At 34.3% G+C, this 24,094-nt stretch carries 22 protein-coding genes; 11 read left to right on the forward strand and 11 right to left on the reverse strand.

All coding sequences use genetic code 11. The features are described 5' to 3' along the window. The first annotated feature begins 25 nt into the window (after nucleotides 1–25). The 5 genes from HS129_00305 (at nucleotide 26) to HS129_00325 (ending at nucleotide 6,256) form a co-directional block, all read left to right on the forward strand. Nucleotides 26–1,186, forward strand: coding sequence for an acyl-CoA dehydrogenase family protein (locus tag HS129_00305; protein MBE7410500.1), 1,161 nt, complete (start codon nucleotides 26–28; stop codon nucleotides 1,184–1,186). Continuing rightward, a complete protein-coding gene (locus HS129_00310) occupies nucleotides 1,183–2,382 on the forward strand; it encodes an acyl-CoA/acyl-ACP dehydrogenase (GenBank protein MBE7410501.1) in 1,200 nt (399 codons plus the stop codon). The genes HS129_00305 and HS129_00310 overlap by 4 nt, the downstream gene beginning before the upstream one ends. Beyond that, nucleotides 2,383–3,249 (forward strand): SDR family oxidoreductase, encoded by an 867-nt coding sequence (locus HS129_00315; protein ID MBE7410502.1) that lies wholly within the window; start codon nucleotides 2,383–2,385, stop codon nucleotides 3,247–3,249. Between the two features lie 235 nt (nucleotides 3,250–3,484). Then, the gene (locus tag HS129_00320) at nucleotides 3,485–3,664 is read left to right on the forward strand and encodes a hypothetical protein (GenBank protein MBE7410503.1); all 180 of its coding nucleotides are present in this window, start codon (nucleotides 3,485–3,487) and stop codon (nucleotides 3,662–3,664) included. 6 nt (nucleotides 3,665–3,670) lie between these two features. Next, on the forward strand, nucleotides 3,671–6,256 hold the full coding sequence (locus tag HS129_00325) for a leucine--tRNA ligase (GenBank protein ID MBE7410504.1): 2,586 nt from the start codon (nucleotides 3,671–3,673) through the stop codon (nucleotides 6,254–6,256). Nucleotides 6,257–6,266: 10 nt separating this feature from the next. Here the strand turns inward: HS129_00325 and HS129_00330 are convergent, their stop codons facing one another. The 7 genes from HS129_00330 to HS129_00360 all read right to left on the reverse strand — a co-directional run bounded on the left by HS129_00330 (nucleotide 6,267) and on the right by HS129_00360 (nucleotide 13,623). After that, entirely contained in the window at nucleotides 6,267–7,358 is a 1,092-nt protein-coding gene (locus HS129_00330; GenBank protein MBE7410505.1) for a hypothetical protein, read from the reverse strand. Then, nucleotides 7,359–8,123, reverse strand: a complete 765-nt coding sequence (locus HS129_00335) for a hypothetical protein (GenBank protein ID MBE7410506.1) — start codon at nucleotides 8,121–8,123, stop codon at nucleotides 7,359–7,361. A gap of 54 nt (nucleotides 8,124–8,177) precedes the next feature. Beyond that, nucleotides 8,178–9,521, reverse strand: coding sequence for a threonine synthase (gene thrC, locus HS129_00340; GenBank protein ID MBE7410507.1), 1,344 nt, complete (start codon nucleotides 9,519–9,521; stop codon nucleotides 8,178–8,180). A 5-nt stretch (nucleotides 9,522–9,526) separates the two neighbouring features. Further along, nucleotides 9,527–10,531 carry an SPFH domain-containing protein gene (locus tag HS129_00345; GenBank protein ID MBE7410508.1) on the reverse strand — a complete coding sequence of 335 codons (1,005 nt, stop codon included), beginning with the start codon at nucleotides 10,529–10,531 and terminating at the stop codon, nucleotides 9,527–9,529. 19 nt (nucleotides 10,532–10,550) lie between these two features. Then, nucleotides 10,551–11,102 carry a hypothetical protein gene (locus HS129_00350; protein ID MBE7410509.1) on the reverse strand — a complete coding sequence of 184 codons (552 nt, stop codon included), beginning with the start codon at nucleotides 11,100–11,102 and terminating at the stop codon, nucleotides 10,551–10,553. A gap of 229 nt (nucleotides 11,103–11,331) precedes the next feature. Then, nucleotides 11,332–12,285 (reverse strand): hypothetical protein, encoded by a 954-nt coding sequence (locus tag HS129_00355; protein ID MBE7410510.1) that lies wholly within the window; start codon nucleotides 12,283–12,285, stop codon nucleotides 11,332–11,334. A 153-nt stretch (nucleotides 12,286–12,438) separates the two neighbouring features. Continuing rightward, nucleotides 12,439–13,623, reverse strand: a complete 1,185-nt coding sequence (locus HS129_00360; GenBank protein MBE7410511.1) for an acyltransferase family protein — start codon at nucleotides 13,621–13,623, stop codon at nucleotides 12,439–12,441. A gap of 221 nt (nucleotides 13,624–13,844) precedes the next feature. Here HS129_00360 and HS129_00365 point away from each other — a divergent pair, with 221 nt between their 5' ends. Genes HS129_00365 through HS129_00375 form a run of 3 tightly spaced genes read left to right on the forward strand, consistent with a single transcriptional unit; the run spans nucleotide 13,845 to nucleotide 15,243 of the window. Next, entirely contained in the window at nucleotides 13,845–14,498 is a 654-nt protein-coding gene (locus tag HS129_00365; protein ID MBE7410512.1) for a 1-acyl-sn-glycerol-3-phosphate acyltransferase, read from the forward strand. Nucleotides 14,499–14,518: 20 nt separating this feature from the next. After that, nucleotides 14,519–14,968 (forward strand): CBS domain-containing protein, encoded by a 450-nt coding sequence (locus HS129_00370; GenBank protein MBE7410513.1) that lies wholly within the window; start codon nucleotides 14,519–14,521, stop codon nucleotides 14,966–14,968. Nucleotides 14,969–14,973: 5 nt separating this feature from the next. Beyond that, nucleotides 14,974–15,243 (forward strand): HNH endonuclease, encoded by a 270-nt coding sequence (locus HS129_00375; protein ID MBE7410514.1) that lies wholly within the window; start codon nucleotides 14,974–14,976, stop codon nucleotides 15,241–15,243. A gap of 15 nt (nucleotides 15,244–15,258) precedes the next feature. Here the strand turns inward: HS129_00375 and HS129_00380 are convergent, their stop codons facing one another. Together HS129_00380 and HS129_00385 are read right to left on the reverse strand one after the other, a co-directional pair. Beyond that, nucleotides 15,259–15,609, reverse strand: coding sequence for a hypothetical protein (locus HS129_00380; protein MBE7410515.1), 351 nt, complete (start codon nucleotides 15,607–15,609; stop codon nucleotides 15,259–15,261). Nucleotides 15,610–15,789: 180 nt separating this feature from the next. Then, nucleotides 15,790–16,926 (reverse strand): hypothetical protein, encoded by a 1,137-nt coding sequence (locus HS129_00385; protein MBE7410516.1) that lies wholly within the window; start codon nucleotides 16,924–16,926, stop codon nucleotides 15,790–15,792. A gap of 220 nt (nucleotides 16,927–17,146) precedes the next feature. On the opposite strand from HS129_00385, the gene rmuC reads away from it, so the two are divergent. From rmuC to HS129_00400, 3 genes are all read left to right on the forward strand, one after another. Continuing rightward, a complete protein-coding gene (gene rmuC / locus HS129_00390) occupies nucleotides 17,147–18,487 on the forward strand; it encodes a DNA recombination protein RmuC (protein MBE7410517.1) in 1,341 nt (446 codons plus the stop codon). 159 nt (nucleotides 18,488–18,646) lie between these two features. Further along, nucleotides 18,647–19,183, forward strand: coding sequence for a YceI family protein (locus tag HS129_00395; protein MBE7410518.1), 537 nt, complete (start codon nucleotides 18,647–18,649; stop codon nucleotides 19,181–19,183). A gap of 297 nt (nucleotides 19,184–19,480) precedes the next feature. Then, complete coding sequence (locus tag HS129_00400; protein MBE7410519.1) at nucleotides 19,481–21,364, forward strand: hypothetical protein; 1,884 nt, start codon at nucleotides 19,481–19,483, stop codon at nucleotides 21,362–21,364. 67 nt (nucleotides 21,365–21,431) lie between these two features. On the opposite strand, the gene HS129_00405 is transcribed toward HS129_00400, so the two are convergent. After that, nucleotides 21,432–22,322, reverse strand: coding sequence for a magnesium transporter CorA family protein (locus HS129_00405; GenBank protein ID MBE7410520.1), 891 nt, complete (start codon nucleotides 22,320–22,322; stop codon nucleotides 21,432–21,434). 108 nt (nucleotides 22,323–22,430) lie between these two features. After that, nucleotides 22,431–23,786: a M61 family metallopeptidase gene (locus HS129_00410; protein ID MBE7410521.1), complete on the reverse strand. Its 1,356-nt coding sequence runs from the start codon at nucleotides 23,784–23,786 to the stop codon at nucleotides 22,431–22,433. Nucleotides 23,787–24,094 lie beyond the last annotated feature (308 nt).

Genomic DNA, 24,094 nt, shown 5'->3' on the forward strand with positions numbered 1-24,094 from the left:
TAAATTTTATATAGAGAGGCTTTTTATGGATTTTTCTCTTCCTGAAGATGTACTTGAGTTTAAAGAGTCTGTAAAAGAATTTGCCAGAAAAGAAATCCTACCGAGTGCAGAAGAGAGGGATTTGAACAGGACATGGGACCCAAAGCTTTGGAAAAAAATGGGAGAAATTGGACTACTTGGGCTTCCAATTCCAATAGAGTATGGAGGGCAGGGGGCGAATTGCCTCACTACAACTGTTGCTACCGAAGCCTTTGCAGAGGGATCACTCGATGGAGGGCTTACACTTGCTTGGGGGGCGCATAGTATCATAGGTGCAATGCCTATAGTTTTATGCGGTACAGAAGAGCAGAAAAAAAAATATTTACCAAAAATGGCTTCAGGCGAGTGGACTGCGGGGCTTGGGCTTACAGAGCCTTATTCTGGTAGTGACGCTGCGGGAAGTATGCAAACTCGTGCGGTTAAAAAAGGAGATAAATATATACTCAATGGATCCAAAATGTTTATTACAAACGGACCTATTGGTGATGTATTTACAGTTATGGCGGTCACGGATAAGTATAAAGGAGCTTTTGGAGTTTCTGTATTCATCATAGAGAAAAATTTTAAAGGATTTAGCGTTGGTAAAAAATTAGAAAAACTTGGTATGAGAACAAGCACTACAAGCGAGCTGATTTTCCAAGATATGGAAGTTCCCTTGGAAAATATGATTTCTAAAGAAAACTCTGGATTTATAAGAGTGGGGAAGGCCACGCTTGAATGGGAAAGGACAGTGCTTGTAGCAAGCTCTATTGGCTCTATGCAGTCAATGCTCGATTCGGCAGTGCGTTATGCGAAAGAGAGGGAGCAGTTTGGTGAGCCAATCATAAATTTTCAAGCAATCCAGAATAAAATTGCAATTGCCAGAATGAAGTTAGACGCGTCTAGACTTTTAATTTACAAAAGTGCAATCAAAAAAGATAGAGGCGAGTCTGCACCGATTGAGTCTTCAATTGCAAAACTTTATTCTACAGAGTCAACGATAGAGGTAGCTTATGATATGGGACAGATTTTTGGTGGGTATGGTTTTATTCACGAATACCCTATTGAAAGAGCCTACAGGGATGCAAGACTTGGAACTTTGGGGGCAGGTACATCTGAGGTGATGAGATCCATTATCTCTGCAAATTTACAGGGAGGGATAAAATGAATTTTGAAATAGGAGAGGAAAGTAAAAAATTTTTAGAAGTATTTAGAGAATTTTGTAAAAAGGAAATTTCTGATTCAGTAGAGGATTCAGAGAAAAATGGCGAAATTCCCAAAAGCCATTTTACGAAATTATACGATATAGGCTATAATGGTTTACTGCATAAAGAAGAATACGGAGGGTCTGATTCGGGGTATTTACAAGCAATCCTTACTCAAGAAATTCTTTCAGAATACTGTGGCTCTACTTTTTTTTCAGTTGGTGCGTCTGTAGGTTTATTTGGAATTCCACTAAGCGAGTATGGAACAGAAGAACAAAAAAAAATCTATTTAAGAGAAGTAATATCCGGGAAAAAAATTGGTTGTCTTGCAGTGACCGAGCCTGACGCGGGTTCGGATGTATCCAGTATAACATCAACTGCAAAAAAAATCGGAAGCGAATATATACTAAACGGTCAAAAAACTTATATAACCAACGCACCAATTTGTGACTATATCCTAGCACTTGCAAGGATTTTTGACTCAGAAAAAAAAGAGAGCGGGCTTACTTGTTTTGTATTCGAGTCAAACAAAAAAGGAGTAGTTAGAGGAAAAAAACTTTCTAAAATGGGTTTAAAAGGCTCTCCTACAGGTGAATTATTTTTTGAAGAAGTTCGCTTAAACCAAGAAAATATACTTGGAAGACCGGGAAAAGGGTTTCAAATGATTATGGAAGCCTTTAACAGAGAAAGGCTTTCTCTTGCGGCATACTGTGTAGGCACTATGGCGGCTTGTCTTAATGATTGTATAGAATTCTCCAAGAAGAGAAAATCTTTTGGAAGACCAATTTCCAAGCACCAGAGCGTTGGCTTTATGTTATCGGATATATTAGTGAAGTATGAATCTGCAAGGGTGGTTTTACATGAGGCCTCTTGGATGATGGACAAATTTTCTAATAGTAAAAAATCTGATTCAAGAATGATGCATAACGGTTCCCCGGTTGATTTGACCGCAAAAATGGCAACTGCAAAATTACTCGCATCTACCCACGCAAGAGAGGTCGCAAACCTTGCAGTACAAATTCATGGTGGGGCAGGCTTCATGGATGAATACAGAGTCTCCAGAATTTATAGGGATGTAAAGCTCGCAGAAATCGGTGGGGGAACTTCTGAAATTCAAAAGCAAATCATTGCTCGATCTGAAAAAAAGAGGGTAAAATAAATGCTCGCGAACCGATTTATTGCAAAAGAAGTATTCCAAGAGAATTTATTTAAAGAAAAAACTATTTTGATTACAGGAGGTGGATCCGGGATAGGGAGACTAATTGCAGATAGTTTTGCCGAGCTTGGAGCAAACTTAGTAATTTCATCTCGAGACTCTGAAAAAATTCAACGTGCGTCAGACGAAATCCAAAACGATTGGGGGGTAGAAGTAAAGCCAATTTCTTGCGATATTTCTAACCCGGATTCAGTCAAGGCGATGGTGAATAACGCATTCTCCTGGAAGACAGTAGATATTCTAATCAATAACGCAGGTGCAAATACGTTACGCCCCACAGAGAATCTTTCTTTTGTAAGATGGAAAGCGATTCTTGATACAGTCTTGTCCGGTACATTCTATGTTACAAGAGAAGTGGCCGCCAAGTGGATAAAGAAAAAATCCAAAGGAAACATCATAAACATTGCATCTACTACAGGTTGGACAGGATCTCCACTTATGGCTCCATCTGGCGCAGCAAAAGCAGGGATAATCAATTTAGGAAAAACTCTCGGAAGCGAATGGGGGAAGTATGGTATTAGAATAAACGATGTGAGTCCGGGGCCAGTTTTTACAAAGGGAAGTTTTGATAGACTTTGGTTGAATGAAGAAGTAATTGAGATGATTCATAAAAAAGTTCCACTTGGAAAATTTCCAAGACCGGAAGATGTTGTAGGAAGTGTAATTTTTTTAGCCAGTCCTGCTGCCGAATTTTTGACAGGTGCATCTATTGCAGTGGACGGAGGAGAATCTTTGAAGCCGAGCTTTGCAGATTTAATAACCGAGTTTCGTCCAAGAAAAAAAATTGAAAGCGACGAAAATTTGCTCTAAATAAATTTTTGTAATAATACAGAAAAAAAAGATTATTCGTTTTTGTTCCAATTTTTATGGAAATTGTAAAAAAATATTTTTTTTTAAACAGATAAATTTTTATTCTTTTTGTATAATTTCTTTGACTCATAAAGGGGAAAAAATTAAAACGTAAGCCTTATAGTATATTTTTTTAAAAAATATATATACGAACTTATTTACAGATGTAAAAAACTATTATAGTGGTTTAGATTGGATGCAAATTTTAAAAGAAAAAAATATAAATAAAGACTCTACTGTACTTTGTATGTGTGCAGGATGCGGTAAAAATGTTGAGAAAGTTTATCAAAATAATTTATGTAAGACTTGTTTGACCGGCATATTCAAACGATTGGTAACAGTGATTGATTCTGTCAGGCACACAAATTCTATTTGAAGATCGATGGATTACCCTTTCAAGCAGATTGAAGAGAAGTGGCAGAGATATTGGGAAGATAACAAAACTTTTTTAACGGACGAGGATGAGTCTAAGGAAAAGTTTTATTGCCTCGATATGTTCCCTTATCCAAGCGGTGCGGGTCTTCATGTAGGACATCCAGAAGGTTATACAGCAACAGATATAATTTCCAGATACAAAAGGATGCAAGGGTTTAGAGTTCTTCATCCTATGGGCTGGGATTCTTTTGGTCTTCCGGCAGAGAGATACGCCATGACCACAGGGATTCACCCGAGCGTAACAACAAAATCGAATATAGACAATTTCAAAAAACAAATTAAGATGCTGGGTCTTTCTTATGATTGGGAAAAAGAAATTGCAACGTCTGATTCTAAGTACTACAAATTCACTCAAGTGATCTTCTTAAAGATTTACAACAGCTATTACGATATAGACTTAGACAAAGGAGTCCCGATTAGAGAGTTAATTTCTGAATTTGAAAAAAACGGCTCTAAAAAAGTAAACTCAGCGTCTTGGGATTATAGTAGAGTCTTTAGCGAAAAAGATTGGAAAAATTTTTCCTCGGTTGAAAAAGAAACCATTTTGTCTGATTTTAGATTGGTTTATATTGCTAATATTCCTGTAAATTGGTGTGAGGGTCTTGGCACCGTACTTGCCAACGAAGAAGTAGAAGAATGGGTAGGGAAGGGCTATACAGTAGTTCGTAAACCCATGCGTCAGTACATGATGAGAATTACAGCCTATTCCGACAGGCTATTGCAAGACTTGGATTTAGTGTCTTGGCCCCAGTCCACTTTAGAAATGCAAAAAAACTGGATCGGTAAAAGTAGGGGAATTGAGATAAATTTTTATACAGAATCAGGTAAACCAATCAGGGTATTTACGACCAGACCGGATACAATTTTTGGAGTAACGTATTTAGTTTTATCTCCTGAACACCCCTTGGTAGATGAAATTACTACTCAAGAGAATAAAAACTCTGTGGAAGAATACAAAAAAGCCACTTCTATAAAAAGCGATTTAGACCGGACTGACTTGAATAAGGACAAAACAGGGGTAAAAACGGGTAGTTTTGCCATAAATCCTGCAAATAATGAGAAAATTCCGGTCTGGATTGGTGATTATGTTCTCTATGGATACGGAACAGGTGCGATTATGGCTGTACCTGCTCACGATACTAGGGATTTTGAGTTTGCAGAAAAATTTTTCTTACCCATTCTACAAGTAATTCACTCAGAGGAAAACCTGCCTTTTGATTCAAAAAACTCGTATTGCATAAATTCTAACTCAAGTGAAGTCCAATTGAACGGTCTTGGATTTGAAGAGTCGTTTGAAAAGATTTCTAAATGGGCAGAGTCCAAAAAAATCGGGAAGGTGAAAAATCAGTATAAGTTAAGAGACTGGTTATTTGCAAGGCAGAGGTATTGGGGAGAACCTATTCCGCTTGTGCATTTAGAAAATGGGGAGACTTTTTCTCTTAGCGAAGACTCATTGCCTTTGGAGTTGCCTGACCTAAAAGAATTCAAGCCTTCTGGAACAGAAGAGTCTCCTTTGGCGCTTGCAAAGAATTGGTTAAGTTATTACGACCCAAAAACAGGTAAGAGAGGTAGGAGAGAAACAAATACCATGCCTCAATGGGCGGGATCTTGCTGGTACTATTTAAGGTTTATTGATCCTATAAATGATGAACTATTTTGTGATCCAGTAAAAGAAAAGAAATGGATGCCTGTTGACCTATACGTCGGTGGTGCTGAGCATGCAGTTTTGCATTTATTGTATTCTAGGTTTTGGCATAAGGTTTTATTTGATCTGGGCTATGTTTCTACACCAGAGCCTTTTAAGAAATTGGTTCACCAAGGACTTATATTAGGTGAAGACAAAAAGAAAATGTCCAAGTCGCTTGGTAACGTAGTCAATCCTGACGAGGTAGTAAAAGAATACGGTGCGGACAGTTTACGACTTTTTGAAATGTTTATGGGTCCTCTCGAAATCGCAAAACCTTGGAGTACGAAAGGGGTAGAGGGAATTTTTAGATTTTTAAATAGAATTTGGAGGTTGTTCCACGGCAAAGATGGAGAAAACTTTTTTGTAGAAGATATAGAGCCAAATGAAAAAGAGTTAAAAATTTTACACCGGACAATAGAAAAAGTTTCTTCAGACATTGAGAATCTTTCTTTCAATACTGCAATTTCTCAGATGATGATTTTTGTAAATGAGTTGACTCCGGAAAATAGAAGACCAAGAGAAATCTTAGAAAAATTTGTATTGATTTTAGCGCCATTCGCTCCTCACCTTGCAGAAGAGCTCTGGGAGAAGTTAGGAAATAAGAAAAGTTTGTCGTATGAAAAATTTCCAAAGCTAAATAGAAAATTTTTAACAGAGGATTCTGTGAAAATAGTAGTTCAGGTAAACGGAAAATTAAGAGGCGAGTTTTTTGCAGATAAAAATATCACCGAAATTGATGCCATCGAAAAAGCAAAAAACTTAGATAAAGTAACCCAGTTTTTGCAAGACAAGCAAATTAAGAAATCCATTTATATAAAAGAAAAATTAGTCAACATAGTAGTTTAAAGAAATCTTTTTAAATTACTAAAGCGATAATGATAGCGATAGCAACAACAACTCCGGCTACAACTATTAAGGGAAAGTTGCTGCCTTGACTTTTTGTTGAGCTATTCTGGTTTTCTTTTTGAGAGGTTGCACCTTTTTCTTTTGGAACTGCAAGTCGAACCGGCCTTTCTTCAAATGCTCTAAGTAGTACTTCGTTTGGCCCTTTTGCAAAAATATGGTATTCATTTTTTGCCCCACCTAAGATTTTCACAAAAGTCCCGGTAATAGGTCTGTTGATCCCATCTTTCCCTACAGCACCCATACTCGCTGCCAATGCTTTTTCTTCTTCAGTTTGAAAAGGCAAGATAAACAAAAGTTTTTGTCCGTTTTGTAGTGCATCAAAGTCGATTCCAGCAACAGGGGACAATACAGTTTTGCAAATCACTACTCTGCCAAATCCTTTTTCCAATTCTTCAATTTCTTTTTCTACGGGAGAGCTTTCTAATTTCACAGATTGAGATTCTGTTTCCGATTCTTTTTCAGCAGGGTCATCATAGATCGGTCTTGCAATCGGATTTACTATACCGTTCATCACATTTTTGTACCTAAATTTTACACTTGATATAGGCTCTACATCTGCTTGAACTTTAGTTCTTTTGGCACGGATATAAGAAGTGATTGCAGGCTCAAGCATTGCAACTGTACTCGCTACATCTTTTTTTTCCCAAATAGAAAAAAGTCCGGCGATAGTAGCTTTGGTCAATTTCTGGTACACTGCTCTACCTACATTTTCAGACAATCCCTGATCCACTCCTCCAGACTTCATCACAGAAACCAAATCGTGAGAAAATTGGCTATAGTCTTCAAAGGTACGAATTTTTCTTAAATTAGGAGAATTCCCGAAAATAGAATACATGACCAATATATCGGAAGTGAACTTAGAAATTATAGCAACCATTGCCCCAGAACGGTTTTCAATATCTACTCTAAGTTTTAATATATAGGCATCCTGAAATTTGCCTTGAATTAGCTCCCTTGCCTTGTCTTCGGTCTTTACGGACTCTAATGCAATAGACATTAACTCTGTGTGTTCTTTAAGTTTATCTTTTTCTTCTTCTGCCATTTATTTAAAATAACTCCATTCTTTTCTTAAATCTTCTCTTGGTGTTTGTCCGTTTGAAAGAATCTCGTCAAAAATCATTCTTCTGGGCTTATAATCCTGATTCAATGGGATTTCAATTCTTGCAATAGTTTTATTTTCTTTTTCAGAGGTAAAGATCGTGAATAGGTGTCTGTCTAATCCACACTGAGCCATGAGAATTTCTACTAAGGTAATTCCCATCCCGGCTCCTTCTGTATTATCTCCGTGCTCTGTAAAAAATTCAAATAAGTTGTCGTAAGATTTTGCAGTGACAAATTTTTCTCGAATTCTATCTTCTTCTTTTTTTAACAGTGGAAAATTATTGATTACGTTTAATATCAACCTATCTTTATTGTGGAAAAATTTGATTTTGACGTTGATGTCATTTGTTTTCATTTTTTCTTTGTAATATGGAAATTTTTTATCACTCAAGTTTACTTTGAAACTTTGCATCCCCTTATCGTACTCTTCAGGATTATCAGAGTTTACATTCATTTCGTTAAATAAAATTCTCTTTATCGCAGCTTTTGTGGAATTCACTACTAATTCCTTGCAAGCAGTGTAAATCAATTCCATTAAGTCGCTTCGTTCATAGCTGTTTAGAATAGATTGGATGATGTATTTGATTTTTGCTTCTCCTGAGTCTCCTAGTACACAGGTAGAAAATGAGATTGGTTTTCCGCTCAACACAGAATTGCCCACAACTTCTCGAAAAGTTTCTGTTATAAATTTAGATTCTTCTTTCATTGTTATTTTTCAAGAAATTTTTCATATATCTATTTCTAAGTATGCTCTCACAAGTTATTGTAAAATTTGTTTCAACCTTTCTTTTACTTCTTGAATATTTGCCTTGCAAGGAATGATCGAATTCATAAGTTTTTTATTTATATTCTCAATTTTTCCTTCGTGAAAATTTACTTTAAATTCAGTAAATTTAAGCCCATTTGCAGTAGAAATTACCACAACCCTTTGCCCTTTTTGTATAACCTTCTTATTTAGTAGTTTAAATAGAGCGGCTAAGGCTACACCTGTATGCGGGTCATTGTACAATCCATACAAATCTCCTTTTGCTGCTGCATCCGAAAGCTCCGATTCAGATGCTTCCTCTACAACTCCATCAAATTTTTGTAGTATTCGGATTGCTTTTTTAACAGACACGGGATTTCCGATTTGGATTGCCGAAGCTAATGTTTTTTTTGCAATAACAGGTTGAAACTCCTGAAAATGATTCAAGTAAGACTTATACAATGGATTTGCATTTTGAGATTGAGCCACTGCGATTCGAGGTAGTTTTTTTATAATTCCAAGATTGCTCAACATTTCAAAACCTTTACCGAGGGCAGATACATTCCCAAGATTTCCACCGGGTATAATCACCCAGTCCGGCACATTCCAATCCAATTGTTGTACAATTTCCGGGGATATTGACTTTTGTCCTTCTACCCTAAGTGAATTCATGGAATTCGCAAGATAAATACCGCTTTCTTCTGAAACTTGTTTTACGATTTCCATGCAACCGTCAAAATCAGTTTCAAGGGAGATGACTTTGGCACCATTGGACACAGGCTGGATCAGTTGGGCAGGAGAAACTTTATTGGAAGGTAAAAATACGATTGCAGGAATTCCTGCTTTTGCTGCATAAGAAGCCAATGCAGCCGATGTGTCTCCGGTACTTGCACAAGCCACTGCGCGAACTTGGCTGCCTGATTTTTTCATGGAGTTTACTTGGCTTACAAGCACAGTCATTCCAAGGTCTTTGAAAGAGCCTGTGTGAGATACACCGCATTGTTTTATATAAAGACCTTCAAGCCCCAAGTCATTAGCAAATCGTTCTGAATGAAAAAGATGCGAGTTTCCCTCACCGGATGTAATGATATGTTCGTTTGGAATTTCAGGCAACACCCATTCTTTTTTACCCCAGACACCTGATGTAAAAGGCTCTTTTGTTGACCTGTACCTCTCATTAAAAATAGATTTCCAGTTTTCGGAAGATATTTTTTTTAACGAATTTAGATCATGGGTAACCTCTAAGAGATCCCCGCATTTTTTGCAATTGTAAACTATCTCGTTTAATGGGTAGGTTTCGTTGCAATTTTCATTGATACAGGAAAATTTTGCGGTAAACTGTGAAATCGAATTGTTCATAGAAATTAAATTGAGGATAGGATTTCCTTTTTCTTTGTTTCAAATTCATCGGCAGAAATCATCCCACCGTCGAGAAGCTGCTTTAGCTTTGCGATCCTCGCCATTGGGTCATTGGCTTGAGTGTTTTGTGGTTGTGTGCCTGCCTGCATATTCTGGCCCATCATTCCAGCCATCATATTACCCATGTTCATGCCGACTCCAAGTCCGAGTCCAGCTCCCATAGTATTTCCGGCTCCTCCACTTTCATTTTTTGCAGCTGCTTCTCCGATATCCAGCATTCGTTTTTGTTGGTAAGCTGCGCCTAACGTATCTATCTCAAATTTCTCTGATAGAATTTTTTGTATTTTCTGGAAGTTAGGATCGCCTTTGTCGAAGTTGATAGATTGAATCAGAAAATCAATCACTTCAATTCCATATTTTTGGAAGTCTGCCTGAATTGTAGTCTTACCAGCAGAGCCTGCTTCGTTTCTGTATTTATTGATCTCGACTATGGAAGTATTATTACTTAAAACTACTTCAGATAGAAAATCTCCGAGTCTTTGATCTATAAATGGTTTTAAGAAACTGTCAATTTCGCCATTGCTGTATTTGTGGGAGGCTCCGACTACCGTAGTCACAAAGTTTTTGGAGTCTGCAATTTTCATATTGTATGAACCAAATGCACGTAGCTCAATCATAATCTTGTACTTTGGGTCTTCTAATGGGATGGGTGAGATTGTTCCCCACTTCATAGGAATCACTGCTTTATTCACATAGTACACCTCAGCAGTAAAAGGAGTTTTTCCACCAAAAGGAAGGTTTACTAATTTTTCTAAAATTGGTACATTTCCTGTTTTTAGAGTGTGGGTACCCGGACCGAATACGTCGAGAGCTTTTCCTTCTTTAAAAAATACTGCCTCTTGGCTTTCATTTACAATTAATTGTGTAGCGTAGCTTAGATCAATTGCTGGGTATTTCCATACAATAAGGTCTCGATCGCCTTCAAATTTGATTACGTCTATTAGTGCCATTTGTGAATCTCCTCAAGTATTACAATTTTATAAAAATATTTTTTCTTTCTTTGAATAGTTTATCTATCGCTTCGATTTCTTTGATTATAAGGCTTGTCTGGTAGGTTATGTCTGTTTCATTTGTCATCTGACTAACATTGGATGAGTATTCATTAATTTTATCTTCTAAGTCATTCACTGATTTTAAAACAGTGTAGTCAAACTGTGCTAATTTTTCTAACTCTTCTTGTGTTGGTTTCAATCCGGTGCCGGCACCACTAAGTCCGTAAGAGGCTGAGTTTACTGAAATAGCAACTCTGTCCAGTAGGCTTGATAGAGAGTCTGTTTTCCCGATTAGATTCAATAGATTCTTTCTTACAAATTGAGCTTCAATATCTCGGATCGGATTTTTATAGGATTGGAGCTTGGTTGAGATTTCTTTTCGGATTGTTAAGTCGGCGTTATCGTATTGAAAATTTTCTAAAGCTTGTGAGTATAGAGGAATTTTTGCAAAGAAGGATTTGATTACACCTCTTTCGGCTTTATATCTTCCAATTAGAGAATTAACCGGATCGCTTTCGTTTAAATCCATTTGAAACACTCCTTGAATTGTAATATTTTTGAGTAGTAAAAAGAATCAATGAAATTTATTTACTTTCATATCCGTTATATTAGAAAATAACCTATTTCTGGAAAGATTTTTTTAGATTTTTTTAGAATAGTGCTAAGTATTTTGGAGATTGGAAATACATTTCTCAATCTGGCTCCGAGCATAGTTCAGAGCCAAATTGGGATAGTTGAGAAAAAAAATCAGGAAAAGATCAATATCCGTGGTATGGGCTTCCTTTAGTTCCTGATATTTTGATTTCGCTCATGCAAGTATCAGAGGCTTTTCCCTTAAACGCACCGTTAATGATGAACTTAATATTTTTTCCGGTGATTGTCATTTCCCCTGAGCCATTGTCTTGGTAGTCATATACGTCATCTTTTAGATCTACAGTAAGATCTGCACTATCTGAGGTAACTCGGAGTGAAGAAACCCGGTTATTATTTTTGTAGTTAGCTTCGCTTTTTGCGTATCCGTTAACTACACCGATCCCGTAAATTGAAACATATTCATCAAACTGAACATTTACCCATTCACCTACTCCATCGTCGTTATTTTTTCCTTCGCACCAAGCGGTTTGTAAACTTCCATCAAATAGGTTTCTTGGGTCGAATTCATTTTCTTTTCCTTCAGATGCAATGTATTGAGAGGAAGAAGTAATGACTGCCTTACCAAGTCCGGGAAAATTTACAGATCGCATTACCATATTCGCAGGGCCTAAATTTTTTAGTTCAATATAAGCCTCTTTTCCGGGAAATTGGATTAATACAAAATTTCCACTCGTTTCTAATTTGAATACATTTTGTCCGGATTTTGCTGTTCCGGCTTTTTCGCTTTTTTCATTGGGTCGGATAAACAGGTCAGAGTCTAAAATTACTGTAGCCGATTCTAACTTTCCTTCTCGGACTGCTTTGTCTTCGATCCATCCTTTGGTGCTTGTTCCTTCAACTTGCACTAAAAAATACTTTTTTCCGTCCAAAGTTTTTTCTTCTAAAAATTTAACGTATTCTCCTCTTTTTACTTTTCCGTTTTGAACAAAAACGGGTTTTTTTTCGCCTGGATTTTCTACCAGTGTAGTGTCTGTTAAAATAGTTCTCAGTTTACTGTTTCCGCAATTGAATAAGAATATCCCGCTTAAAAAAATTGCGAATAGAATTTTACTTTTCATATTTTCTCCTTTATTTTTTCAAAAATCGGATTGAATGTATTCTTTTACAATTCTTTTTTTATATTATAAAATTGGAAACTAATCTATTTTGTTTAAAAAACAATCAATAGAAATACAGTTGAAGTGACCCCCTAAAGCTTGGCGAATTTTTTATTATTTCCCTTTATTCCCTAATAGGATATTTAGAAAATAAGAGTTTTTTATAAATACATCGTAGATTAGAAAACTAAAAAAGGTTACACCTGCAAAATGAACTAAAAATTTCACAGTTTGCTCAAGCTTTATTTCAACGAGATAGTACCCCAATACTAAAGATACCGGAAAATGGATTAGAAATACCGGGAGGCTGGACTTTAGTAAATATTTAGAAAATGAATTTTCAAAGTTCACCCACTTTTGAAAAGAGCTTAAGAGTAGATAGGAAAGGAGCCAAGCCAAGACAGATTCTAAAAATAAATGAAAAAACCGAATCCATTTTCTGTAAGCATCAAAATAAGGAATCCAGTACGGATCTAAAAAATCTATCTTCAAATATAAAATAAATGCAATGACTCCCAAAACACAGGCGAATAGATAGCTATTTTTTTCCAATTGGAATATTTGCAAAATAGAATATCGAAAAGAAAAGACCCCGCATAAAAAATAAGAAAAATAGCCTATAAAGCTGAAAATATCAATTTTAAAAATACTAAACCCTATTAAAAAAAAAGTATGGCTGATTAGAGAAACAGAAAAGCTGAATAAAATTCCGAAGAAAATAAAATGTAGAATTTTTAAAAAGTACAATTGGTTAGTTTTGTTTTGTAAATTCTTTTTTTCTTTCCAATCTTTTTTGTTTGATTTATTCAAAAAATATAGTTTTGGGATGTATTGTAAAAACACTTTAAATAAAATAAATAGAAATGTATATATCAAGAGATAGATTAAAAACCAAATATAGGAAAATTGAAATTTTTCTATATGAAAAAAATGAATGTAGAATTCTAAGAAAGATAAATCAGGGTTTTGTAATTTATTTTGGAAAAAATATTCTACAGGACTAAAAGCTAAAACTCCAAAAATTGTAGGGATAAAAATCCTCCAAAATCTGTGTTTTATAAAAGTGGGTATTCCTTTTTGCACTAGTACCAATTCCGAAAAATATCCGGCTAAATAAAAAAAAAGGGGCATTCTGAAAATATGAATAAATTTTGTAGGTATATCGTACCAGTAAGCTCTCTCTAAATCTTTTAATACGTACCCATCTGTTTCAGAGAAAATAATAGTACTATGGAAAAATATTCCAAGAAGCAGTAAAAATGACCTTAGATTGTCTGTATAGAAAAGTCTTCCCTTCATGTAAAAACGAGATTTTTCATAGAATATCTGAAAACTATCTTAAAAATTTCATTGACGAAAAAAAAAAATCCTTAAAGATTAGATAATCCTGAATTTGGAGTACAATTATCAAAAAGTTTTTTGAAACACCTTCATTTAAAGATCTATTACTGAAGCCTCCCGATTATTGGATTCTAAACGCATTTCCGAGATTTGTAGGTGATTATCTCAGAGATTTCACTATGCTCGAAGTAGAGGGCTTAGAAAATGTACCGAGGGCGGGTAGGGTCATGCTTGTCCCAAACCATAGCGGGTTACTTGGCTGGGACGCACTTGTGCTTCAAAATGAAATATTTCGACAAAAATTGAGAATCCCGAGAACTATGGCACATGCATTTTGGGAATCAACCCCATTTTTAAAAGAGATGAGTGGTAAGTTTGGGTTTTTTGCGACTGATTTTAAAAGAGCCGTAAAAATTCTAAAAAGAAACAAGTTGATGATAATTTTTCCAGAAGCAGAGCACGGTAATTTCAAACCTTCTTACAAAATGTACCAATTGGCAGACTTTAATCCCGGGTTTGTTGCACTTGCGATTATGACCCACACACCAGTTGTGCCTGTGGTAATACTCGGAGCAGAAGAAAATTATATAAATCTGGGAACAGTGGATTGGTTTGAAAAATGGATTGGTGCAAAAGTTCCGATTCCTTTGAATTTACTCCCTCTACCTTCCAAGTGGAAGATCAAATTTTTAAAACCGATTTCTTTTTCCAAATACAACAGAACAGATGTGAAAAATGAAAAGTTTTTGCTGGAAGTCACCCAGAATATTCGATTTAGAATTCAAGCTACTATCCACAAGGAGCTTGTAAAAAAAGGAATATTCAAATTTTAATTAAAGGAAAACTAAAAGCTATGGAAAATATACTTTCAAGAACAGAAAAGTTACTAAGAGTAAAAGTAAAAGATATAATGAGTACGAATCTTGTCACGGTTGATGCAGACGATTTAATCGGAAAGGCTTCGAGGCTTATGATAGAAAATAGAATGCACAGCCTACTCGTGATGAAAAATGCAAAGCCAACATACATGATTTCTACTTATGATTTGATAAAAGTTTCCTACGAAGATACATTTAGCGAAGATAGCGCAGACATGCTTAGGACTCAAGTGGAGGAGCTTGTAAAAGGGCAGAAGATGGCAAGTGTAAACTCTGAGGACTTTATTATAGATGTGCTTAAAATTATTGTAGACTATAATTTTCACTCTTTACCTGTAATTGATGAAGGTATTGTGAAAGGTGTAGTGACATTAATGGATCTCGCTAAGTGGTATATGAAAACCCACGAGGAATTGCAACGCTAAACACTATGGCTGAAGTTTTTTGGTCGGATGTGAGTGATGAAGAAATTTCAAGAGAAAGAAAAATTGCAAAAGAGTTAAAGACTACAGCATGGTGGAAAAAAAAACGCTCCGATGGAGTTTGCTATTACTGTAAAAATAAATTTCCTATGAGTGAAATCACTATGGATCATTTGATTCCTCTTGTCCGAGGAGGAAAGTCAATTAAGTCTAATTTAGTTCCTTCTTGCAAGAAATGCAATTTTGAAAAAAGACACAGCCTCCCTACTGAAATTTAGAAAATAGAAAAAATTTTATTTATAAAATAGTACTGTCCCTTCATCTATAATATAATTTGTAAAATGATTTTGCTTTAAACAATCTATCTCTTCTTTACGAAACTCTTTAAATTCTTTATTTACGATTACTCCTTTTGCGAGTAGAATAGGTGAGTTAGAGTTTAACTGAATTGCACAGTTTAATAAGAATTGAATAGAGCGATGATTTAAGTGGTAGTGGGTTTCAGGAAGATACCTTGAATACCCGTTTACTATCGGTTCTTTGTGAAACATTGCCCGAATAAAATAATTCTTTACAAATTCATCAAGATTATTTCTTGTATCTATTTCTAAAATCGGAAAAGTACCAGAGTTCGATTTTTGCAATTTGATAAATTGATTGATTGGAGAATCATTTAGTTTATTTATATTAATCGGAATCGTGTCATTTCTGAATTTAAGGCTAAGCCTTTCCCTAATTTGTAAACTTACGATAATTATAAAAGTAAGAGTAAGTAGAATGAGTTGTTTTTTATTTTGAGCTAATTTGATTTTGTATAAAATCCATTATAGTAAAATTGCAATTAATATACATTCAGCCAGGACTATGAGTATTCCGACTCTGCCTATGGCTCTAAGATTTAAAATACCAGGAATAAACTGAAACAGGAGAGTCGTGTTTTCTTCGTCAATCAATAACCCGCTTGCAATAGTCGAAGAAAATATAAGTAGCCCAACTCCGTAGTAGAATATTTGACTTGGATATTTTTTTATAAAAATTCTATTAAAAATTTGAAACAGGATAAAAATTATTGAAATACCAAAAGTGTATAGGCCGGGAGAAACAATTCTTTCTATATTGGTTACGGTAGGCAGGATTTTTTTGTATTCAATAGGATCGTGCAAGCTGGAAAAATAATCGCTTGCCCTTGCAGAGAAATCCATCTGATCTGCAATACTCCCTCTAGAGTTCTCGATTTCTGGATAAATTTTTGCTGACTCAAAATATCTATAGAGAATAGGCAAACTAAACAATACAGCAAGCATGATAGAAAAAGTAGAGCGAAGTAAAATAGTTTTCCTCATCTGAAAAGTTTTTGTAAAGATCAATTGAAATAGAATTGTAAAACCTACAGCAATTTCTGTAAAAACAAAATAGTATAAATTGCTGCAAGCTAGCAGAAAAAAAGAAAGCGCAAGTCCCAATTTATAAATAAACTTAGAATTAGAAAATATTTTAAATGTAAAATACAGAGCTAATGGAATTGTGAAGCTTGAGGTATTTTGAAAATGGGAAGATTGAGATAGATGATGAAGTGAAAATGCCCAAAGCCAGCTAGAAATTATGGATGCATTTTTATTTTTAGAGATTTCATAAAATAATAGAAATGCACAAAAAAAATTGAGTAGAAAAAACAGGGCAAATACAATATTTGCAGAGGTAAATAAATTTACTGAAAAAATAGTTTTCAGTAAAAATACTAAAAACCCCTGAAGTATAAACGGATCAGAATAGGCTAAGGTTCTAATCGCAGGGTAGAATAGACCTATATCCCAGAATTTAGATTGAAATGGGCTTAGTCCAAGGGCAAATTGCCCACTTACCTTATCCATAACAAATGTACAAAAGTATGGGTCAACTCCCCAACCTGTAATTGTATCAGAATTTATCAGTGGAGAAAGTAGCCAGTATGTAGGAATCAATAAAAATACTAATATTATCCAGAATATATTGGATTCTTTGAAGATCTTCACAATTGAACAGAAAAATAGATTTTAAATTTCTGAACATCAAAAACTTTTAAGATATTAAAAAAAAAATGAAAAAATTTTTTAGAAATTATGGTTTTTTTATCTAAAACCTAATTTTTTGTCTTAGTCTTACTTTATTATATTAATATAGAATAAATTTGGAGAAAATAAAATGGGTGATAGTATAATGTATATAGCGATAGGTGCGTTAGTTTTAAACGTACTGACTCTACTTGTAGTTTTATTAAAAAAGGGTGCGGTCTCTTCTCAAGTAGGAGATTTTCAAAATATCGAATCCGGCTTAAAGGTGATTGGTACTTTATTAGAAAGAATAGACAAGGTTTTCAGAGAAGAGACTCGGGCTACAAGAGAAGAGTTTTCTAAATACGCAAAAGACGGTAGAGAAGAAACCGGCAAGAGCTTTATTACTTTTAGAGACTATGTAATGAAGTCTATGGGTGATCTTGGAGTTTCTCAAAAAGGTCAGCTTGACACTTTCAACCAGCAACTAATTGAAATGACAAAGCTAAATGACTCTAAGATGCAGTCTATTCGAGAGACCGTTGACAATAGATTAAAACTACTGCAAGAAGAAAATTCTGCAAGGCTCGAAAAAATGAGAGAAACTGTAGATGAAAAATTACAATCCACTCTCGAAAAAAGATTAAGCGAATCTTTTACTCTTGTAAGCGAAAGGTTAGAGATGGTTCACAAGGGACTTGGAGAAATGCAGAGTCTTGCGGTCGGGGTAGGAGACTTAAAAAAAGTTCTCACTAATGTAAAAAGTAGAGGTACATGGGGAGAGGTTCAGCTCGGAAATTTATTGGAGGAGCTACTCACCAAAGACCAATTTGAGAAAAACGTGATTACGAAAAAAGATAGTAACGATAGAGTTGAGTTTGCGATTAAACTTCCAGGAAAAGAAAAAACTACATATATTCCAATAGATGCGAAGTTTCCAATAGAGAATTATTTAAAGCTTGTGGAAGCCTCTGAGAGGTCTGATAAAGATCAAGTAGAAGAGTATGCAAAAAATCTTGAGAAAACTTTAAAAGAGGAAGCTAAAAAGATTAAAGATAAATATATTGACCCTCCAAATACCACAGACTATGCGTTTATGTACTTGCCTATTGAAGGTCTATATGCAGAGGCTCTACGAAGAGTAGGCTTGGCAGAGACTCTTCAGAGAGAATTTAGAGTGGTGATTGCAGGACCTACTACAATTTCTGCGATTTTAAATAGTTTGCAGATGGGGTTTCGTACCTTGACTATAGAAAAACGTTCGAGTGAGGTATGGGAACTACTCAGTGCTGTAAAAACTGAATTTGGAAAATTTGGACAAGTATTAGAAAAGATCAGTGATAAGATCAAGCAAGCCGGAAACGAATTGGATAATGCGGGGAAAAGATCTAGGGTAATTTCCAAAAAGCTAAAAGAAGTTAGTGAAATTGAATCTTCCCAAGCAGAAAAGATTCTGGGCACAGAGGATGTAAATTTACTTGACGAGGACTAGAAGTTTTTCGCCTGACATGCGTAACAGTGTGTCAGGAGAAAAAATTTTTGTGTCATTTTTTTTAAGAATCAAATTTTTGAAAATCTGATTGAAAAAGTTCGACATATTTCTATTTGAAAAAAAAATAAAGTTTAAAATTTTGGAAAACAGGTGGTAGAAATGAAATTCATAAAAATTAGTTTGGCATTTATTATTTTCATGGTGTATAATGGGACTGTATTTTCTCATGAAACTGAAAAAGCTTTAGTGGATATTAAATTTTCCATTGATACTCGGATGGGTTTGACAAAGGGGCAGTTTCGTAAATCAGAATTAAAAATTAAAGACAGAAAAAAAATGCTGGGCTTAGTGGAAATCGATGTGTCGTCGATAGACACTGACAGTGTAAAGCGCGACAACCACCTTCGTAACGAAGACTTTTTTGATGTAACTAAATACTCAAAAGCTGTGTTTGAAATCATCGAGGTTCAACCTTCAGGGAAAGATAGCTTTTTAGGGAAGGGGAATCTAACAATTAAAAATATTAAGAAAACTTATAGTTTTCCTATAAAATTAGAGAGAGAAAACAAATCAGAAAAATTTACAGGAAAAATAAAAATCAATAGAAAAGATTTCGGAATTGATTATTCTTCTTCTATTAACCCAATTCAAGATATTGCAGATGTAGAATTTATTATTACAATCCCTGCGAAGTGATTTCTCTGTTTTTTTTATAGCTTCGAATTTTCTTTTTAAATTTTGTAGAATGTCTATGTAAATAATTGAAATTTTTCAAAATTAGTTCTTTTAAAAAAGTACCGACAAAATTCAACCGAAATGGATAATTGAATTAATTTGAAAAAAGAAAAAGTTAAGAAATTTACAAAAAAAATTATTTCGTAAAGAATTTATTTTGCTTTCTTTCGCCTAAATTTTTTGACTTTTTTAAAAAATTTCAGTAAGTTTGAGATTACTGATTTTAATCTATTTGAAGGAAGTTAGTCGGAACAGATTATGCAGAAAGTTGAAGTTAATCCGAATTTACCTCCCCTTCTTGCCGCAGAGGAATTTCAGTCAGTTTATGGGTTTGTTTTAGATAATTTTTCTCAAGGGTTATTGAAAGAAATTCAGTCCAAGTCAAATCCGAAAAATGCGCAGAACGGCACTCTGTACCGGATTAATACGATTTCTACAGAGGGTACTAGAAACTCTGTTGAGAATTTAATTACAGCTATTACAAAACTTGCCAAGTTGAGATTGGTTTTATCTGTTTTTGAAATCAAGTTTGAGCAAATAGATTCTGTGGTAAGCATACAGTCCTATTTTATTGCTCGAACAGAAAGCAGTTCTTCCTCTGATGAAATATTTCAAATTTTAATAGAAAAATCTGCGAAGGCATTTGAGAATTATTTAGCTTCACCTCTTATTTCTGAGAAAGATATTCGTAAGGAAATTACTTCATCTCTGAATCATGAAAATGAAGAGAAGGGAAAAGTAAATGAATTAGACATTCTTTTACAAAATTACAACTTTGAAGTTCCACCGAAATCAGAAATTTTAGATGAGATGAAAGAAGGCATTCAGACGGTAATCCATGCAAATCAAAAAATACTCTATTTCCCAAATTTAGGTTTTTATTATATTCCAAAAGAAAAAATTTCTGAATATTTCCAGTTTTGTTTGATCAAATTTGAATCGAATGTTATTCCATTGGCAAAGAAGAATAATTTAGATTTAAGCGGGCTTATCGAAAATATTGAAAAAGAAGAATCTGCTTATGAAGAAGACCCAATCAACTCCCTGACTTATACTTTCAAAAAGAAAATAGCAGAAAAAATTCGAGATTTTCACAAAGGTTCAAAAAAATATTACGGGTATCTTGTCGTTGAGTTGGTAATCTATTTTTCAGAGATAGTTCAATCTGGAATTGATCACAAAAAAAAATTGCAGGTGGATGCTTCTGCAAATACATACTTTAATAGACTTTTAGACATGAGATCAGACTTGGAAACTAGATTTTTGAAAATCAACTTAGAAAGAGATGATAATTTTGATTACTCGGTTCTTACGGCTCTTAGAAAAAATCTCGAGGTGCTTTGTGCAGAGTGGAATGACGTAGAAGGAAAGGTTTCGGTTTTTGTTTGGGATAATATTGAGAATTTGAAAAGTTTGAATAGATTGATTTATCAAAGACCTTACACCAAAAAAGATAGTACAATTTTGCATTTCAAACAAATTATAGAATCGAATGAAAAAAGAATAAAGAAAATTTTTTCTGATTATGAGTTTGTTTCTATTTACGGGAAGAATTTACAAAAAGTATATTTAAGTTATATTCCATGGTACTATTGGATATTTTTTATGCTGAATGTTAAGCCTGTAATTGATTCCGGTTATGCTATTGCAAAATCAAAAATCAAATACGAGCAGATGGACAGAGAGTTCAAGTATGAAAAAAGAGCCAAAGAAAGAAATAGAGAGAGAAAAGAAAAACACAAAAAGCAAATCGAATTAGATCGAATGAATAAAAATTTTGATTTTTTAGTCGCAGCTATGGATGAAAATTATTTTACATTGAATCGGATCCCTATTCTTTCGGAAATTATGGAATCAAGTTTGAGCTTGGATATTGATATGGTTCTAAACTTGATAAGACAAAAACAGATGGTTGTAATTCATTCGGAGAGCTCAAAGGACAATGAGAAAAATCAAGTTCTGAATTCTGTTATTTTGTATCCGAATATAGTTGAGTATTCTGAAAAAAATCGAAAGATAATTTCTCTTGCAGAAAAAATTCAAAAGAAGGGCGATAATGATTCCGATTTTGATTTGAATGAGAAACAAACCCAAAGAGCTAAATTGATTTTACTGAAAATTCCATCATTGCATATTTCTTGATTTTTAGAACCATTTTTATACGAAAAAAATAACCATTGCAATCCTACAGGATGCCATCGCACCGAAGTCAGGTGAAACCCAACTCCCAATTCAGAAGAGGTATTTTGGTAAAGTTCATTCCATAAATTCCGGTGATCAAAGTCATTGGCAACATGATTGCAGTCATTATCGTTAAAATTTTTACGATCTCGCTTGATCTTCTAGAAGAAATTGTGAGATGAACTTCCAACGCAGAGGAAATTAGCTCTCGTATAGTTTCGGCTGATTCAAGAATTCTAATAGAATGGTCTTTCACGTCTCTAAAGAATGCTTCGGACTCGTGGGAAAAAAATGGATTTTTGATGTCTTCCAAGTCGTCTAAAATTTCTTTGTGTTGGTGGATTACTTTTTTAATATGTTGCAGAGTTCTTCGCATTACAAATATAGAATTTATGTCCAAGTCCACATCTTCTTTAAATACTTGGGATTCAATTTCTTCGGCTTGGTCTTCTATTCTATAAATGATTGGCAGTATGTGATCGGTTTCAATGTCAATGATTCTATGTATTATGAATTCTGCACCTTTTTCTAAAAGTTTTTTTCCTGAGTCCCAATCTGCAATCAAATCTTCAATCGTATTCCTGTGATCTAAAACAACTGTTATCAAAGTATTTTGAGTTAGGATAAAGTTAAAATTTCTAGAGTGGATTGAATTGTTTTCAAAGTGGAGACCTCGAAAAACAAAAAACAAATAATTCGGAAATCTTTCAAATTTAATCCTACTCATCGGATTCATACAATCTTCGATGGTGAGGGGGTGAATATCAAAATGCAAAAGCAGTTTATTTAATTCTATGTCGCTTTTGGGGGTGAGATGAATCCAAGTTCTTCCTTTGGGAATCGGAATCGGGGCGATTTCTTTGATTTCAAGTTTTGTTTTTGAGTTTAGTTCCCAGTTGTTCAAGTAAAATAGATTCATAACTCTCCTGCAAAAATACAGAATAAAATTTTTTTGTCATGCGTAAATGGAGATTTTACTTTATTTTTTAAATTTGTTTGTTTCAGTAAAAGATTTTTAGCAAGGTTCTCACTCATGGATTTGAAAAAAAGTCTCCCGAACTGCCATTTGTCTTTTTGTAGGGGATTGTTGAAAGATTAATTTTGAATCCAAATACACAAAGTAGGGCTTGCACAAACTTTTTAAAATTTTCCCCCGTCTGGCGATTAATAATTCGGCTTCTTTTTTTGGGTGTAAAGAATCTTTTAATTTTGCAAAATTTTTATTATTAACTTGCCTTTCATTGATAGAAATTAGTTCATCTCCAATAGATAGATTTGTGTTCGATCCGATTCTTTGTTGATAAATTTTAGAGATGATTTGCTTTTTGTTTTCGTCTTCTCTGATAGAAAATGGCAGATCCAATTTCTTTTGCTTTTCTTCTTTTTGAATTCCGGCGAGCGAGAGATATTTGTACACGGGTAGTCTGTTTCTGGAAGATAAGAACTTTCCAAATTCTTTTTTTACATCTACTCCGGTTGCGATTTTTGCAGAATAAAAAAAATCTTCTTTGGTAAATCCTGTGTTTTTATTTTGGTAGTATTCTATATACATAGATTTGAATATATCTAAAAAGCATTTTTTAGATTTTGTTTTATCCCTGATGTATAAATCCATGCACAAAACAAAAATTGCTCCTTTCATATAGTAAGAAATTCCGGTGTTGTGAGAATTGCTTTGAGGTTTATAGTATTTTGTCCATGCAGTAAGAGAAGATTCTTCTAAGCTCATCCAATTTTCACCGTCAGAGTTTTCTAAAGCCTGAATATCTTGAAAAACTTCTGCAAGATAATCTTCTTTATTTAATAATCCACACTGCAAAAGAATATAATTATCATAGAAACTGGTTACGCCTTCTGCAAACCATAACTCTTTGGTGAGAATTGGACTTTGAAAGTCGAGTGTATCTAAATCCAAAGGGCGAAGTCGCTTAACGTTCCAAAGATGAAAATATTCGTGTGCTAGTAAACCTAATAGTTTTTGATAATCTTTCTTTTGAAATAGATTGCATGGATCAAAAATATTCACACTGGATGAAGAGTGTTCAAGCCCACCGTAGGCAGAGTCGGTCATATTTATAATAAATAAATATTTTTTGTTTGGAGACTTTCCCATCATCTTGATTTCAGTCGTAGTAATTTTTTTTAAATCGCTTAGGATTTTTTTGGTATATTTTTTTACTTCTCCTTCAAATACTACCTCGTGCCTGCAACCCATACTTGAAAAAAAATACGATTTGGAATTTGAGATTTGAAAAGGAGAATCATACAATACAGAAAAATTTTCTGCAAAAAACTTATTCTTATTTTTTTGTGGTAGAGGTGAATAGATATTATCGAAATAGGAATTTGTTTTGAAAACAATTTCAGCGCTTTCGTTTAACATTCCACTTGGGTAGAGAAAAAATCCTGAGGGGTTGATAAAACCAAACTCTGAATCTAAAAAATTGGTTCTTACTGAATAATCGAAGGCAAAGATTTTATAGTGAATCTGAAAAAATTTATTATTTCCGAAAACTTTCCAGGAATCTTTTGTAGTCTGTGTCCATTCTAATTTTTTTTTATTTGTACCGGCTGCATTAAACAGATGGAGGTGGGTAGAATAATCTCTGATTAAGTAAGACCCATAAGTCCAAGATGGTAAATAAAATTCTAACTCAGTTGATTGGAAGAATACGGATAGGATAACATCAA

The organism is Leptospiraceae bacterium, assembly GCA_015075105.1.
Taxonomy (GTDB): domain Bacteria; phylum Spirochaetota; class Leptospiria; order Leptospirales; family Leptospiraceae; genus JABWCC01.